Here is a 15,645-nt window from a genome sequence, read left to right as displayed (position 1 = left end):
TCTTTCATATCTAGCTAACGAATGTAAACTGACTAACTTTCGCTAAATCTAAAGCTGAAGAGGAAACATCTTTGAGAACTGCAATCAACTCATTGTCACCGAAAAATATTCCTGCACCGGAGGTAACAGAACCCTTATTTATATCAGCTAAACGATAGTCTGAGATATTCCCTCTAAGCTGGATTGAGTCAACCCTCTTGGAAAAGTCAGTGATAAGAGCATAGTCTCTAAATCCTTTACTATCGTAGAAGACAGAAAGCTCGTTTCCTAGAACGAAAACATCTCTACCTGCACCACCAGTGAGAACGTCTAACTCACCTGAACCGAAACCTAACTCAGGATTAGTAGCTTCTACCCCGGTAAGAATATCATTCCCGTTTCCTCCATTAAGCTTATCATTGCCCTGACCCCCCAAAAGAGTATCATTCCCCGAACCACCAGCTAAGGAATCGTCTCCTGAAGTAGCATCGATAAAGTCATCCCCGGAGTTTCCATCGAGAGAGTCATTACCTTCATTGCCGAAGATCTGGTCGTTTCCTATTCGTCCGAAAATCCGATCATTACCAATTCCTCCAATCAAGATATCGTTACCGAGTCCCCCATCGACGAAATCGTTCCCCCCCTCTCCAGCTATCGCATCATCACCACCACCACCGAAGAGGGTATCATCACCATTTCCACCGTCTGCAAGGTCAACTCCATCACCACCTTGCACAAGGTCATTGCCATCTTCTGTTGCGACTGTGTTCAGTGTACCGGATGTGAAGATAACATCTCTACCATTACCGGCAAAAACAGTATTAACACCATCACCAGTGATGATCGTATCGTCACCATTATCTCCAATCAAGTTATCGTTCCCGTCGCCACCATCAAGGAAGTCATTTCCATCTTGAGCAGCGAGGAGATCATCGCCCTTACCACCGAGCAGAGTATCGTCTCCGGCACGAGCTGGAATAACATCATCCCCATCTCCTCCAACCAGCCGATCATTACTGGCACCTCCAAAAATTAAATCATTACCCCCAAGCCCAAAGATAGTCAGCTCTCTAACTTCTGTAATTACGCGAACGAATACGTCATCACCATCTGTACCGAACAAAGTAATGCTGGACATAATCACTCCTGTAAATGCAACTACAACTTCAAAACGAACACATATACAAGAATCTGTTAGTAATAGAGATCAAATCTCTATCTATGGTAATTTTGATACCAGGATCTCAACTTGTTTGATATCAGGAGGGGAAGCTAGAAGCTTATCTGCCTGAGAAATTAAGGCTTCTGCAATTTTGCCACTCAAGTGAGCTTGGTGTGCACCCTCGTCAGCAAAGGTATCTAAAATACCAAATGTTGTTGAACCTAACCTAATTGCAAACTATGTATTTATACCAGCCTCTTGTAAGGCTATGGGCAATGCTCCTCTAAGAGGGTGTTTATAAAATTAATCTTAAGCAGTTGAGCAACGATGATTGTGGGCTAACCGACGTAACATTAGATACGTCATAGCGGCGTATATCATAGTTTCGCTTGTTGGAGGATAATATTCGTAATCTTTACTTAGACGACGATGACGACGATAGCGACTAAGCCATATTTTTTATTTATAAACACCTTTTTAGAGACATGATTGTTTCCTTGGGGATCAGCTTACTTTATCTATCAAATGGTATCAATAGTTGCTATTGCATCACACTCGTGCATAATATACAAGAATGGATTTGGAAAACTTACGTATTTTCATTGAAGTTGCCCGCCGAGGCAGTTTTGCAGCAGTCGCCCGAGACCACAACATAGATCCCTCATCTGTATCGCGAGTCGTCGCCTCTCTTGAGGAAGAATTAGGCATACGCTTATTCCAGCGAACAACACGGCACTTGACCCTAACAGAGTCCGGAAATCTCTACCTGTGTCGTGTTGATGCTTTGTTAGATGAGCTAGAGCACGCTCGTGACGAAGCCCTTGCAGTCAGTGTTGGCCCTATCGGTACTTTGAGAGTCACGACCTCAGTAGCGTTTGGTCATAAATTCCTTGTGCCCTTACTCCCAGAATTTCGGGATTTATTTCCCGATCTCAAACTTGAACTACTACTAACAGATACAAATCTTGATTTAGTATCTGAACGCGTGGATTTAGCGATCCGTCTCGGGCCAAACATTCAGATTGGTGTTATCTGCGTAAAGTTATTCAACACGCGCTATCGAGTGTGCGTTAGCCCTGCCTATCTAGAGCGTGAGAAGTACTTGCACGTTCCAGACGATCTCCGAGTCCATAAGTGCCTACTTTTCACTTTACCAAACTTCCGATCAAGGTGGTTATTCCGTGACAATAATGGGACAGTCAATGAAGTACCTATTGAAGGTGATGTAGTGATATCAAATGCGTTAGGACTTCGTGATTGCGCACTTGCTGGTATGGGGCCTGCACTGTTAGCCAACTGGCTGATTGACGAAGATATCACTCAGGGAAAGCTTATTGACTTATTCCCAAATTATCATGTGACTGCGACGGATTTCGAGACAGCTGCATGGCTTTTATACCCTAGTCAAACCTATTTACCAAACAAAGTGCGAGTCATGATTAACTTTCTAAAACGAAAATGCTCTGACTGCAAATAAGATGAGTTATTGTTTCAGGATTTAGAGCGTCTCAATCAGGCTTGATATCAGGAATCAAAAGAATTTAATGTATTATCTAGGACTAGCCTTTTCAAGGTGTTGTGTAATGGCTTGATTTGTAGTTTGCTCAAAAGAAGTGAAACTCTGTTGGGTGGAGAAAAGTGGGGCGGCGGTGAGTCAACAAGTAGGCTTTGATGCAGGTAAGAAAATTTGCATGACGCAAGCGATTTATGACGGTCGATACCTTGGGGAAAGTCACAGCCGATCTTGGTCACGTCTGCCAATGTCGGTGAGCGTGAAGGGGGCAAACAAGTTCTTAAACGAGTCAAACAATCTCACCAGCAGGTATCTCGTTTGACAACCATTTGGGTGGATGGCGGCTTTGATGGTAAGCCGTTCATGCAGTGGGTGATGGACTTTTGCCGTTGGATTGTGCAAGTGGTTCTGCGACCTGAGCAAACCAAGGGTTTTGTCTGACTCAAAAAACGTTGGGTGGTGGAGCGCACTTTTGGTTGGCTGATGGGGTGTCGGCGATTGGTCAGAGATTATGAATTATTGCCCGAAACATCAGAGACCTTTATCTACCTTGCCATGATCCGGATCATGGTGAGGCGATTGGCATAAATTTGACCACTCAAAACTTTTCAAACACCCTCTAAGGCTTCTGGGCGTCGCTTGTGGCAATAACGCACCGCAGATTCAATAAGTTTATCGATTTTAGTAGGTTGAGATTGCCCAAATCCCTTTGCACACATGGCACTGCCTCAAAATTTACGTGCTGGAAGACGCGATTTTAACAGAATTAGTGGGGCGATGAGCAGGAGCCGGGAGTACATTTATTATCGTTGATTACTTAAGCAAACCGCACCTAAGTGCGATTTGCTGGCAGCAACATCAGCAACCCGTAGATGAACATGGTCAATCAGGCGACCTCGATGGAATTCCATAGTGTTATCTTGCCTCTAAAAATGAGTCATAAGAAAATCCCCGATAGGGCTGGAAACCACTTGGCTTTAGACAGTGGCGGAAAGCTCAACGGCAGTTTTAACTGCTGTGGCTCTCCAGGAAGAATATCCTTTGAAATTACACTCATTTGGTAATGCATTCTGTGTTAATCGTTTGCCAGTATTTAGGCAATGTAAGCTGATTGTTTTTCTGCCTGGATTTTTTTTAGTTGGAGATTCCTGCCAGCCACCGACATAACAAAATCCAAATTTTGGATGCTTGATTATTGAGCCGCGTTTAAATCCCGCACTAATCGTTCTACCATACCTAGAGCGGATATGCCCAGTAGAGTGTTGCAATCGGTGAAGCTGGCGACGATGAAATTCTAATGGCACTACCTCAAATAATGCTGTATTTTCGGGCTTGATATGCCCACCAACAAACCAGTTAGCTAGAACCCATGAATCAACGCAGTGGGCAGAAAAGCTATTGGACAATTTATTTTTAGACTTTTTCAACCCTAAACTTTGACGCATCTCGTAAGTGTGGTTCCCTGTGCGAGTTTCCAGGTTGGCAAGCCTTTTAAGTTCTGAGTAGAACCACTTTTTCCCAACTTCTAAAGGGCTAAACATTACGTTCCACTTACGTCCATTTTTCCACGTTTTAGCTTTGATATCCTCAACCACAAAAGTTGAGATTGGAAATATTAATGTTAACCACTTGCAAATACGCAACTTCCATTGCCACCTAGCTTTAGTCGATGGTGGTAATTTTTGTTTGTTTACAAGTTGATTCTTGCGATTTTGTCGGCAAGGGGTATTACGAAATCGCCTAGCACGTCGCATATTACGGCGAACTTCCACATGGTCTTTTACCCAATCAACGGCATGAGTTTGGATATTTAGATATGTATGCATCTTAGATTTAAGAGTAAATCCCTCACGCTTACTGCCATTCGGTCAATTCCAACGGCAATTGGCTGAGTATTTCTATTACTTGGCTCTTGATTTAATCGGACACAGAATACTCCCTTTTTAAAGAATGGTGTAGCCTTACCTGATTTCATCCAACGCTTGGCTCTACTAGGTGTCGTTGGCATCAGAGGGCGGTTATTTTGGTCAACTACTGGTACAAACATTTACGATAAATCCTATTACTAGGTGTGTATATCCCATCGCTACTGGCTGCCTAAGAGGTTAAAAACTTGGGAAGCATTTTTAACGTTTGGTGGGCTACCACGCCCAGGCAATTCAGTTTAGGCTTTAACGCCTGTAAGCTAGACACTTTTTTAGTCTTGTATCGAAAGGATGGTTAGTCTTTCTCTTACAAGCCCTGTCTCTTAAGAGCAGGGTTTGTGACTCTCTGGTCAAGCATTGTTCTGGTTGAGTTGCTGCTCAAGCTGCTCATCCCAGAAGGCGGCTTCTATTTTGTGTCCATCTGGATCGCGCACAAAGCAGCCGTAATACGGCTCACTATAGTCGGGTCTGCCACCGGGGGCACCATCGTCTTTGCCTCCTGCCGCTAATGCTGCCTCATAGAAGGCGTGAACTGCTTCTTTTGTAGGAGCAATAAAACCAATGTGAGTTCCATTGCCAACCGTTGCAGGTTGCCCGTCGAAGGGAGTTCCCACCTAAAATTCGGGATACTGTTTGCCATAGGCGATCGCCCCCGGATGCTCCATAAATCGCTTACAGCCCAATGTTGGCAACACAGCATCATAGAAGGCGATCGCTCGTTCAAAATCATTAGTACCAATCGAAACGTGTGAGAGAATGCTGGGATTGTTATCCATGTCGGAATCCTCTATCAGTTGAGGTGGATGTGGATGTGCCAGAGAGCCGATCGGTGATTTGCTGCACCCTAACACAACTTGATGAAACGATTGGATTATAACAGTACTAAAGTACTAAGCCGACTTGTCTTCTTTTGCCTTTTGTTAAGTTACAAGTTCACCCTGTTAGAAGATTTTTCATTTCTTTTTCAACGGCATCATGGATGCCTGGCGCTTTAAACTGTTGTAAACCCTTAGCCGGACTGAATGTTAGGTTGAACTTCGCGCAACCGACGTTCCAGAAAACGACGCTCACTGTCATTTGTCACTAATTCTAGTGCCCGTGTATAGCTCTGGGTCGCTTCCTCTAATGCTCCAACACGCCGGAATAAATCTGCACGGGTGGCATGAAAGAGATGATAGCTGTCCAGTTCTGGAGCAAGGCTATCAATCAGTCCAAATGCGGCTTGAGGACTATCTGCCATTGCGATCGCCACTGCTCGGTTCAAGGTAACAATGGGTGAGGGCTGCAAGCGTTCCAACACCTCATAGAGCCGCACGATCTGCGCCCAGTCTGTTTCTTCGGCGCGGGTTGCCTGACAATGGAGGGCTGCGATCGCCGCTTGCAGGGCATACACTCCGGTTCCAAAGAGCAACGCTTCCTCTACCAGAGGTAACGCCTCAGCAATCTGTAGATGGTTCCAACGACTGCGATCCTGATCTTCTAGCAAAATCAAATCGCCTGCCTCATCTAGACGCGCATTGCGCCGCGAATCGTGCAATAACATCAGCGCCACCAGTGCTGTGACTTCAGATGGGGGTTGGGGTGCCAGCAATTGCCGCACCAGTTGCCCCAAGCGAATCGCTTTGATGCAGAGGTCAGCCCGCACGATCGCATCTCCTTTGGTTGCGGCATAGCCTTCGTTGAAGATGAGATAGATGACTGTCAGGACTGCCTCTATCCGGGGAGCGAGATCAGTCGTCTCAGGTACTTTGTAAGGAATGCCTGCGTCTCGAATTTTGCGTTTAGCACGAACTAACCTCTGTGCCATTGTTGCAGTCGGTATAAGAAAGGCGCGGGCAATTTCGTCGGTTTCCAGTCCACCCAACATTCGGAGGGTCAACGCTACTTGAGTTTCCGTTGCCAGTGCCGGGTGACAGCAGGTAAAGATTAATCGCAGGCGATCGTCTCCAATTTCATCACTGTCATAGGTTGGTTCTTCAGTGGATGGAATTAAGCCAGATGCCGCATACCACTCCAGTTTTTCGGTCAGTTTCGTGCGTCGTCGGAGGCGATCGATCGCCTTGTACCGGGCAGTTCGGATAATCCAGGCACGGGGACGATTAGGAATACCATCGCTTTCCCACTGATTCACTGCCGCTGTAAATGCTGCCTGTGCAGCTTCTTCAGCTATATCAAAATCTCCGAACAGCCGAATCAGAATAGCGACAATGCGCCCCCATTCAGTTCGATAAAGGGCAGCAATTGCTTGAGCCACATCTGTTTTTGGGATTGAAGCCATACCTTTGACAAAAAGACATAAAAAATTTTGGGCAAGGTGTCGATTTGAGCAATTGCCGTTCGACTGACTAATAAAGGGAGATAAAGTTCAATTGTACTAGACAAAATTTTTGCACTCAGGTGTCGATTTGGACAATTCCCGTTCGACTTAATCACAAAGGAGGCAACCGAATGAAATATTTGCTGCTGATTTATATGGACGAAAACGCCATGAGCGACACCGAGCGGGAGCATTGCTATGGGGAATCTGCCCAACTCGCCCAGGACTTGCATACTCAAGGACAATTTCTGGCGACGGCTCCACTCCATCCTGTTGCAACCGCAACCAGTGTCCAAGTCCGTGATGGCAAATCACTCGTGACCGATGGACCATTTGCCGAAACCCGCGAACAATTGGGTGGATTCTTCCTCGTTAATGCTCAGGATTTGGATGAAGCCATTGCGATCGCCACCCGCATCCCAGGTGCAAAAGTCGGCACCGTCGAAATCCGTCCTGTCATCGAAGTTGCGGGACTACCAGCACAGCCCTGACCGAAGAAAGAGGCGGAGGGGCAGGGGGCAGGGAGCAGGGGGAGCAATCCCTGTCCCAAAGCCGTGAAGCAGAGCGGAACATGGGTATCAAGCCCCGCCCTTCCAGGGCGTTCTTGATTGGTGGGAGTGCAAGCTCCTTCCAATCCTCCCCCCTTCTCCCTGCTCCCTGCCCCCCTGCCTCTTTTGACCGTCTTTAACCGCTTGAACTCAAGGAGAACCCTCATGCAAAACAATTCCAAAATTACTCCCTGTTTATGGTTTGATGATCAAGCCGAAGCCGCCGCTCAGTTTTATACGTCGATTTTTCGCAATTCCAAAATTGTCCACGTCAGTCGATATGTAGACGCTGGACAGGAAATTCACGGAAAACCAGCTGGATCTGTCATGACTGTCAGCTTTGAACTTGATGGTCAGCCGTTCACAGCACTCAACGGTGGTCCGACCTTCAAATTTAACGAGGCGATTTCCTTCCAAATCTTTTGCGATACCCAGGTGGACGTGGACGATTACTGGCAAAAATTGTCTGCCGGTGGGGATGAAACCGCACAGCAATGCGGCTGGCTCAAAGACAAATACGGCGTCTCCTGGCAAATTATTCCTCGCATTCTGATTGAGTTACTCAACCACCCCGACGCGGCAACCTCTCAAAAAGTGACCACTACCATGCTGCAAATGAAGAAGATCGAGATTGATGAACTCAAACGTGTCGCTGCTGATTAGCCGTTCCTTCGGAGTTGCGCTTTGCGCTAATCAGCACACCCAACCCCACGTAATCTAACTCAAAACCATTCAACAGGAGATTTCACAATGAAAGTCATGGTCTTTGTCAAAGCAACCCAAGACTCCGAAACTGGGGTCATGCCGAGCGAACAGCTTTTAACTGAAATGGGGCAGTACAACGAAGAATTAGCCAGGGCGGGTATCTTGCTCGCCGCTGAGGGGTTGCATCCTAGCTCAAAAGGGGTGCGAGTTCACTTTTCAGGAAGCGATCGCACCGTCACCCAGGGACCTTTCACTCCAGCGCCGGAGCTAGTGGCAGGGTACTGGCTGTGGCAGGTGAACTCAATGGAAGAGGCAGTTGCTTGGGTAAAGCGCTGCCCTAACCCGATGCCAGGAGACTCCAAGATTGAGATTCGTCCCGTATTCGAGGCAGAAGATTTTGGTGAAGTCCTGACACCCGCCTTAAGGGAGCAGTCAGACCGCATTCGCGCTCAACTTGAAACGCAGCAGCAAGAGTAACGTCAGCGAAGAGGACAAGGGGCAGGGGGCGGGGGGCAGGGGGGAGAACCCCATAAATAAATTTAGGGGCTTGTAACCCTTGTGGCAGGGGAACTCCAGTATCTTTCTCCCTTGCTCCCTGCTCCCTGCTCCCCTGCCTCTTTGGTCATCAGCAACCGCGCAAATGATGTTTATATGCGAACGATCCGCTCATCAAAATGCAGAATCGATTACAAAAGGAGAAATCAATGCAACTCAATTCTTACCTGATGTTCAACGGCAACTGTGAGGCAGCGTTCAAGTTCTATGAACAATGTCTGGGTGGCAAGATAACTATGATGATGACACACAAAGAAGCACCTTCTGCCGAAAATGTCTCACCGGAATGGCAGGACAAAATCATGCACGCTTGCCTTGAACTAGATGATCGCCTCCTGATGGGATCTGACTGCCCACCAGGATACTTTGAAACCCCGCAAGGTTTCTACGTACAAATTAGCGTTCCCCAAATCGCTGAGGCAGAACGGCTTTTTCACGCTCTAGCAGAAAACGGCAAGGTGAAGATGGCGATCGCGCAAACGTTCTGGTCATCGCGCTTTGGTATGTTGACCGATCAGTTTGGGACACCGTGGATGATCAACTGCGAACAAACCATCTGAGCCTATACCAACATCTGTCATTCGTCCTTTGTAAATAACCTGAGTTCGGGATAAGAAATCCTCAAAAGCCTTGAATTATCGTTGTTCGGTCTAAAGCTCTGTTTTCATCTATTGTCAATAAGACATATTGCTGAGATTAGTTTCATTTGTGAACATTATTGACAAAATGATTCCACTTTTATCCCTGCTTTGATCAATTCCAGTTTTATTCAATCCTGACAGAATAAGCTTTTTAGCTTCTGGCTTAACCCGAACTCAGGTTACTTACTACACTTCTAATGAATTAGAGCAAAATATATAGGAATCATATTTGATTTCTGAAAAAAACTACGAGATAATACTGAGATGTGTGTCTGTCTAACAACGAATAATGATAAACCAGCATTTACAAGCCGCGATACCTTACATCTGTGCTGCCCGTGGATAAGCAGCGTTCTTATCCACGGTGAGTTCTTCAAAGCGCAGCGATACACCCGTGGAGTTCGGGCGTGTTGAGCGCTCAAGACTTTAGCGGGTCTGTTCAGCGCCAACGTCGAAGCGATCAAGCATCATCACCTTGTTCCAGGCTGCGATGAAGTCCTTGACCATCCGCTCGTGACCGTCATCAGCGCCATAGACTTCAGCAATCTGACGCAGTTGGGTGTTCGAGCCGAAGATGAGATCGCAGCGGGTTGCGGTGAACTTCGCTGCACCGGTTTCGCGATCGCAGATGTCAAAAAGCATCTCGCGATTGTCAACAGGCTTCCACTCGTAGTCCATACTGGTCAGGACACAGAAAAAGTCATTGGTCAAGACGCCCGGACGGTCAGTGAAGCTACCGTGCTTTGAATGATCCCAATTCTGATCGAGCGCGCGAAGTCCGCCGACAAGAACCGTCCATTCAGGCGCAGTCAGCGTGAGGAGCTGCGCTCGATCCAGGAAGATATGCTCCGGCTTCACCTTGTAGCCAACAGCCTCATTGTGATAGTTTCTGAAACCATCCGAAACTGGCTTCAACCAATTAAACATTTCAACATCTGTCAGCTCCTGAGTCGTATCCATCCGACCCGGAGTAAACGGCACGGCAACAGAAAACCCAGCGTCTTGTGCAGCCTTCTCGATCGCAGCACAACCACCGAGGACGATAAGATCCGCCATCGAGATTTTTTTGTTGCCCGACTGAGCGCCGTTAAAGTCCGCCTGAATGCGATCAAGGGTCGATAGCACCTCGCCGAGTTCCTGCGGGCGGTTCATTTCCCAGTCTTTCTGGGGATTGAGGCGAACGCGCGCCCCATTTGCGCCGCCGCGCTTGTCGGAATGGCGGTGACTCGATGCCGCTGCCCAAGCGGCTGACACGAGCGCCGAAACAGAGAGTCCACTCGCTAAAATCTGATCCTTGAGAAAATTGATATCGGCGGCATCAACGACATCATGATCCAGTGCCGGAATTGGATCTTGCCAGATCAGATCTTCCTCTGGGATTTCCGGACCAAGATAGCGCGTTTTCGGACCCATGTCTCGATGGATCAGCTTATACCAAGCGCGCGCGAACGCATCGCTGAAGTAATCGAAGTCACCCAAGAAGTGCTGACAGATTTCGTAATAGACCGGATCGACCTTCAAGGCAATGTCCGAAGTCATCATCATTAACGGGTGCTCAACGCCCGGTTGATGGGCATCCGGTGTCTTTGGCGCATCAGGATTGCTCGGCTTCCACTGAATGGCACCTGCTGGACTCTTTGTCTGTTCCCAATCGTATTTAAAAAGATTTGTTAAGTAACTGTTGTCCCACTGGGTTGGATTTGGAGTCCACGATCCTTCGATCCCGTTCGTCATTGTATATTCGGCAAACCCAGTGCCTTCAGGGTTCTGCCACCCCAAACCCATCGCCTGAATCGGCGCGGCTTCCGGGGCTGGACCAATCTTGTCCGGCGAAACCATGCCATGACTTTTGCCAAAGGCATGACCCCCTGCAATCAGCGCGACAGTTTCTTCGTCATTCATGCCCATCCGCGCAAACGTCTCGCGAATGTCTCGCGCCGAGCCATAGGGGTCGCCCTCAGCGTTTGGACCCTCTGGATTGACGTAAATTAGCGCTTGGTGCGAAGCCGCTAGCGGGTTCTCAAGGTCGTAGTATTGCTCGTTCGGTTTCCCAACCCACCGAATCGTGCGAGTGACCATCTCATCAGGATGACCAGCGTGTTCCTTAACATCGTCAACCGAATCGCCGTTCCAGAATTCGGGTCCCCAGTATGTCGAGCGATCCGCCTCCCAGGCATCTATGCGACCGCCACCAAAACCGAAGGTCTTAAGCCCCATGATTTCGAGCGCGCAGTTGCCCGTCAGAACCATCAGATCAGCCCAGCTTAGTGCCGCACCATATTTCTGCTTGATGGGCCAGAGCAGCCGTCGTGATTTATCTGTGTTTCCATTATCCCACCACGAATTGATGGGTGCGAAGCGTTGCATGCCTTGACTCGCTCCACCCCGACCATCCGCGATCCGGTAGGTGCCTGCTGAGTGCCACGCCATGCGAATCATTTGAGGTCCATAATTCCCATAGTCGGCGGGCCACCAGTCCTTTGAATCGGTCAGCAGTGCTTTGATATCGCTCTTCAACTGTTCAAAGTCAAGCTTCGCGAAGGCTCCTTTGTAATCGAAATCTCGCAGTGGGTTAGCTTGAGGCAAATTTTGGTGAAGCAGTTCGACCTGAAGTCGGTTCGGCCACCAATCATCGACTTGCGGCTTGGAGCCGAGCGCACCGCCAATGCGGGTTCCCCGGAAGGGGCATTGTGCAGGAGGGGTGGCAGGGTTGTTGTTCATGGGGCTATTATTCATTCAGTTCAATCCTTCTTCATTAAGTTCAATTCTCTCTAACAGTTTATGTTAGTCAAGCTGTGTTGAGCGCCGCCACAAGTGGCGGTTTGAACGGCAAGTGCCTTCATCGCTAAAGTTCTTGCAAGTGCTGAATGAGCTACCCTTTGCTAACCCCACCCCCCTGCTACGATTATCATTTTTATTAGCAGCTTTTTGAGTATTTTTGCTGATTGACAAAATGCACCTTTTTTTAGGTATCACGGGTGGTACAGGTTTAAACATTTTCTTCTTAATCAAAAACCTAAAGCTTTGTCTAGCTATACTTTTCCCAGTATTAAGTAAGTCGGCGCGAAAAAACCAAATTTTTTCCAGAGTTTCTGTCGATATTTCGGAAATTTTCATAGTTTTTACTACAGTTAATAAATTTTCATAGTTAACATCTAGCATTCGGCATAAATTGTTATAACGATAGACAATGCACGAATGGCACTAAGAAAAGCTGAAACACTTGCAGTTTAAGCTGTTTGCAATTGTTTGCGTAACTCATGCCGGGGTTTGGTCATCAAGGGGTAAATTTTTGGGCGACGTTTACGAACTCGCGGTTCACTACGACCTGGGCGTTCTGGAACAGCCTTGTGAGCAATAACTTTTAGTAAAGTATGATAAATTTGAAGACGTTTCGTTGAGTGAGCAGCTAATAATTTGGGAATAAAGTTAATTAAATGGTGGCGAGTACCTTGCAAAGATAGGCGTAATGGAGGAGTGGTGTAAGTAGTTCCGGCATCCCACATCAAACTACGAAGTAGATTATAAGCCAGCAAAAAAACGTAAATTTCCTTGCGTACCATTGAGGGTGTTTTACATCGCAAAATATCCATATACAAGGTAGTTTTTAGATGTCTTAAATCTAGTTCAACATCCCAACGTTTACCGTAAAGTCCAACAATTTTGAGAGTAGGATAAGTGGCTTTATCTAAAAGAGTAGTAATTAATACCAATTTAATATGAAGCTGCATAGAAAAGAGCTTCTAGGATAAAATTATAAGAAGAGGCAGAAATCACCTGCTCAAAAGTAAGTTGGTCGAATAATTCTTGGATGCGATCGCGTAAAGCGTGTAAAGAAGAGAAAAGTTGATTTTTGAGAGGTTTTTTCAGGAATTGCCAAAGTCTCTCAATGGGATTGAGTTCAGGGGATGATGATGGTTGAAACAGAGGAATAATATTCTCCGGCCAACGGATCTTTGAACTGGTATGAGCAGGCGCTTGATCAATCTGTAAAATTGCATAATCCGAGCCTAATTGCACAGATAGCCAGTCTAAGAACTGTTGAAAACACTCACCATTGAGTTTTGGGTACTCATAGAGAAAATGATCGCAAGTCTTTGGTTCAATTGCACCATAAATCCAAAAGTTATCTCTTGGCCATATCACCTTAACAGTGGGCTTGACTCCAGAAGCTGTAATCACTTTTCCTGTAAGAGTTTTGAGTCCAACCCTAGTTTCATCCTGGCACAGGTAGCGAACACACTTACCGGGTGCTAGATGTTTTTCTAGACAATTAAGAATGATTCCGAGTTTTTTTTAAATTCAGATACCAATTTCTCGTCTTGGTTATGGCTTTGAGGGCGAGGCACTTTTAGTTTTGCCCCTAATCGATATCGAACCCAAGCATAAACCGTTGCATACTCTATATCTTGTCCATGTTCTTTTTTTAACCACTCAACTATTGCACCATAGCTACTAAAGCCTTTTCCTGTTTTTAACTCCTCCTCAAGTGCTGCGATCGCAGCATCATCGATTTTCCGTTTTGCTCCTGGTGCTTTCTTAATTTCTAATAAGCCTGACAGCCCATCAGTTCTGTACTTCTGCAACCATCTCGTGACCGTTGAACTATCTCTTGCCAAACGTTTTCCGATTTCTTGCTGTTTCTTTACTTGTCCGCTTTTGAGCCACCACAACATAATAAGTTTTTCTTTCTGGTTTCCCAAGTTGGCTGTTTGTAGGCGTTTTTTTAGTTCCTCTTCGCTCTCTGCAATTTCAATTTTAAACGGGCGGCTCATGGCTATTTAAACTTAGGAGTTGGCTTCTCCCTATTATATGCAGCTTCATATTAAATTGGTATAAGCTAACTCGTTGAGTGCGAAAACCAGGAATAACAATGTAATAATAAACCTCTCGCACAGTTATACTTTTAGGTAGAGCATCAAATTCATCTTTACTCAAACCTTTTGGACAACTTTTAGGCTTATACCAAGTAACTAATTTGTCACAATCTCCAACAATTTTACCTTTTCGCATAGTAGTTGTGCGAGATTGATGCTTACGGAATAGAGCATCGCAATCAAGCTTTTTGATAGTGAACATATCGGCGTAAGCACAAAAAGCTCTATCCCCTACAAGCACATCATTGGGTTTAAGAAAACTGTACAGATTTCTGGCTAACTTAATGTCATGAGTGTTCAAAACGTCTATGCACAAAGCAACGGCAGCTCCTGTTATTAAACTGAATATCACACCAATTTTTGCAATTGGAAACCCACATCCTTCTTTTTGAGTACTAGGTTGGGGGTATTCTTTTTGGTTCTCTACAGTGTCAGGCATCGAGACAGTTGATCCATCTATTACTTTTACATTGCGACCACACCATAAATATTCTGTTGTCACTTTCTCTTCTAAGCTTTGTGCTGAGAAATTGAAAAGTTTCTCTAATAATTTTTCTGGTAATCTTGCCCTAGGTTGACAGTAAGCACTTGTGTCCGTTGACGGAATTTCTACCTCTGACTCAGCCAAATGTGCAATTATTTTACTTACAGCGTTATGGCAAGTTTTGTCTGTATCCAAAACCTGAGATAAAAATGCCCATAATGTTATCAATGGGTCAAATAACCGCTTTTTGTATTTGATTTTTAGCTCAGAGATGACTTGTTTAATTGCAGTCTCTGGCAATAGTTCTTTAAACGGTAGTCCCAGGCTTTGGCTGTATTTTTCCTTGAGAATTTGTACTCGTAATGTCACAGTAGTAGTTATCGTATGTGCTTGCTCGTTCTCATGAAAGTATTTCACGGACGAGTAAGCTTTTTCTACCGACAGAAATTTTTGGGCAACTGTATATCATCTCTTCATCGGCATCAACCTAACCTATGCCATTGCTGCGTTCTCTGGTATTAAATGCTGTATTGCTTACCCCGCATCCTTTACAGCTTTTCTTAGTGCCATTCAGTCTTGACACTACTGAGTCTGCCCATACTGCTGCTATTGGTGCCAGTGAATATTGAAATTGTACCAACTGCGTTTGTCAGACGATACCAACAACAAATAGGGATAAAATTTTTACCCCTACAAAGTTATGTATTATTTTAATAATAGCTAGAAAGGCTTATTAAGCTTAAGTTAAGTGACTTTCTAGCAAAGATGCGATCGCATCTGGATGAATATTCTTGTATTTCTTTTTACCAAGCTGTAAAACGCAGTTAGGGGCACTGCCACAGCATTTTTGGCAGCTTGTATGTTCAATGGTAACCTTGTCTAACAAACCGCGATCGCACAAAGTTTTTTCTAATTCTGATAATAACCCTTTACCACCAC

18 protein-coding genes and 1 pseudogene are annotated in these 15,645 nt (G+C 45.8%); 6 read left to right on the top strand and 13 right to left on the bottom strand.

Annotated features, from left to right (window positions below; genetic code table 11):
• Positions 1-10 precede the first annotated feature (10 nt).
• Complete coding sequence (locus HWQ44_RS17265) at positions 11-1,117, bottom strand: calcium-binding protein (protein WP_292720820.1); 1,107 nt, start codon at positions 1,115-1,117, stop codon at positions 11-13.
• A gap of 598 nt (positions 1,118-1,715) precedes the next feature.
• On the opposite strand from HWQ44_RS17265, the gene HWQ44_RS17260 reads away from it, so the two are divergent.
• Together HWQ44_RS17260 and HWQ44_RS17255 are read left to right on the top strand one after the other, a co-directional pair.
• Entirely contained in the window at positions 1,716-2,618 is a 903-nt protein-coding gene (locus HWQ44_RS17260) for a LysR family transcriptional regulator (RefSeq protein ID WP_292720818.1), read from the top strand.
• 172 nt (positions 2,619-2,790) lie between these two features.
• Positions 2,791-3,242 (top strand): annotated as a pseudogene (locus HWQ44_RS17255) (transposase); the annotation flags it as partial.
• A 389-nt stretch (positions 3,243-3,631) separates the two neighbouring features.
• On the opposite strand, the gene HWQ44_RS17250 reads toward HWQ44_RS17255, so the two are convergent.
• From HWQ44_RS17250 to HWQ44_RS17230, 5 genes are all read right to left on the bottom strand, one after another.
• Positions 3,632-4,480 (bottom strand): RRXRR domain-containing protein, encoded by an 849-nt coding sequence (locus HWQ44_RS17250; RefSeq protein WP_292720815.1) that lies wholly within the window; start codon positions 4,478-4,480, stop codon positions 3,632-3,634.
• Positions 4,465-4,662 (bottom strand): RRXRR domain-containing protein, encoded by a 198-nt coding sequence (locus tag HWQ44_RS17245; RefSeq protein ID WP_292720870.1) that lies wholly within the window; start codon positions 4,660-4,662, stop codon positions 4,465-4,467. The genes HWQ44_RS17250 and HWQ44_RS17245 overlap by 16 nt, the downstream gene beginning before the upstream one ends.
• A gap of 267 nt (positions 4,663-4,929) precedes the next feature.
• Positions 4,930-5,193: a VOC family protein gene (locus HWQ44_RS17240; protein ID WP_292720813.1), complete on the bottom strand. Its 264-nt coding sequence runs from the start codon at positions 5,191-5,193 to the stop codon at positions 4,930-4,932.
• The gene (locus tag HWQ44_RS17235) at positions 5,194-5,355 is read right to left on the bottom strand and encodes a hypothetical protein (RefSeq protein WP_292720811.1); all 162 of its coding nucleotides are present in this window, start codon (positions 5,353-5,355) and stop codon (positions 5,194-5,196) included. It lies immediately after the preceding gene.
• A 233-nt stretch (positions 5,356-5,588) separates the two neighbouring features.
• A complete protein-coding gene (locus HWQ44_RS17230) occupies positions 5,589-6,857 on the bottom strand; it encodes an RNA polymerase sigma factor (RefSeq protein ID WP_292720809.1) in 1,269 nt (422 codons plus the stop codon).
• A 170-nt stretch (positions 6,858-7,027) separates the two neighbouring features.
• Here HWQ44_RS17230 and HWQ44_RS17225 point away from each other — a divergent pair, with 170 nt between their 5' ends.
• The 4 genes from HWQ44_RS17225 to HWQ44_RS17210 all read left to right on the top strand — a co-directional run bounded on the left by HWQ44_RS17225 (position 7,028) and on the right by HWQ44_RS17210 (position 9,264).
• Positions 7,028-7,387: a YciI family protein gene (locus HWQ44_RS17225; protein ID WP_012408899.1), complete on the top strand. Its 360-nt coding sequence runs from the start codon at positions 7,028-7,030 to the stop codon at positions 7,385-7,387.
• Positions 7,388-7,609: 222 nt separating this feature from the next.
• Positions 7,610-8,107: a VOC family protein gene (locus HWQ44_RS17220; protein ID WP_292720807.1), complete on the top strand. Its 498-nt coding sequence runs from the start codon at positions 7,610-7,612 to the stop codon at positions 8,105-8,107.
• A gap of 87 nt (positions 8,108-8,194) precedes the next feature.
• Entirely contained in the window at positions 8,195-8,626 is a 432-nt protein-coding gene (locus tag HWQ44_RS17215; RefSeq protein WP_292720805.1) for a YciI family protein, read from the top strand.
• Between the two features lie 197 nt (positions 8,627-8,823).
• Complete coding sequence (locus HWQ44_RS17210; RefSeq protein WP_292720803.1) at positions 8,824-9,264, top strand: VOC family protein; 441 nt, start codon at positions 8,824-8,826, stop codon at positions 9,262-9,264.
• Between the two features lie 507 nt (positions 9,265-9,771).
• Here the strand turns inward: HWQ44_RS17210 and katG are convergent.
• The 7 genes from katG to HWQ44_RS17175 all read right to left on the bottom strand — a co-directional run.
• The gene (gene katG / locus HWQ44_RS17205; protein ID WP_292720800.1) at positions 9,772-12,066 is read right to left on the bottom strand and encodes a catalase/peroxidase HPI; all 2,295 of its coding nucleotides are present in this window, start codon (positions 12,064-12,066) and stop codon (positions 9,772-9,774) included.
• Between the two features lie 63 nt (positions 12,067-12,129).
• On the bottom strand, positions 12,130-12,462 hold the full coding sequence (locus HWQ44_RS17200; protein ID WP_292720799.1) for a hypothetical protein: 333 nt from the start codon (positions 12,460-12,462) through the stop codon (positions 12,130-12,132).
• 113 nt (positions 12,463-12,575) lie between these two features.
• Positions 12,576-13,076 carry a transposase gene (locus HWQ44_RS17195; RefSeq protein WP_292720797.1) on the bottom strand — a complete coding sequence of 167 codons (501 nt, stop codon included), beginning with the start codon at positions 13,074-13,076 and terminating at the stop codon, positions 12,576-12,578.
• Positions 13,060-13,575 (bottom strand): IS630 family transposase, encoded by a 516-nt coding sequence (locus tag HWQ44_RS17190; protein WP_292720863.1) that lies wholly within the window; start codon positions 13,573-13,575, stop codon positions 13,060-13,062. The genes HWQ44_RS17195 and HWQ44_RS17190 overlap by 17 nt, the downstream gene beginning before the upstream one ends.
• 35 nt (positions 13,576-13,610) lie before the next feature.
• Positions 13,611-14,120: a helix-turn-helix domain-containing protein gene (locus HWQ44_RS17185; RefSeq protein WP_292720794.1), complete on the bottom strand. Its 510-nt coding sequence runs from the start codon at positions 14,118-14,120 to the stop codon at positions 13,611-13,613.
• Positions 14,104-15,123 (bottom strand): IS4 family transposase, encoded by a 1,020-nt coding sequence (locus tag HWQ44_RS17180; RefSeq protein ID WP_292720792.1) that lies wholly within the window; start codon positions 15,121-15,123, stop codon positions 14,104-14,106. Before HWQ44_RS17180 ends, HWQ44_RS17185 begins: the two co-directional genes overlap by 17 nt.
• Before the next feature lie 322 nt (positions 15,124-15,445).
• On the bottom strand, positions 15,446-15,645 hold a 200-nt coding region (locus HWQ44_RS17175), incomplete at its 5' end, for a (2Fe-2S) ferredoxin domain-containing protein (RefSeq protein ID WP_292720789.1).

This window comes from Nostoc sp. JL34 (genome assembly GCF_017114945.1).
GTDB lineage: Bacteria > Cyanobacteriota > Cyanobacteriia > Cyanobacteriales > Nostocaceae > Nostoc.
Note: the sequence above shows the minus strand (reverse complement) of the source record. Positions and strands in the feature narration are given on the sequence as shown.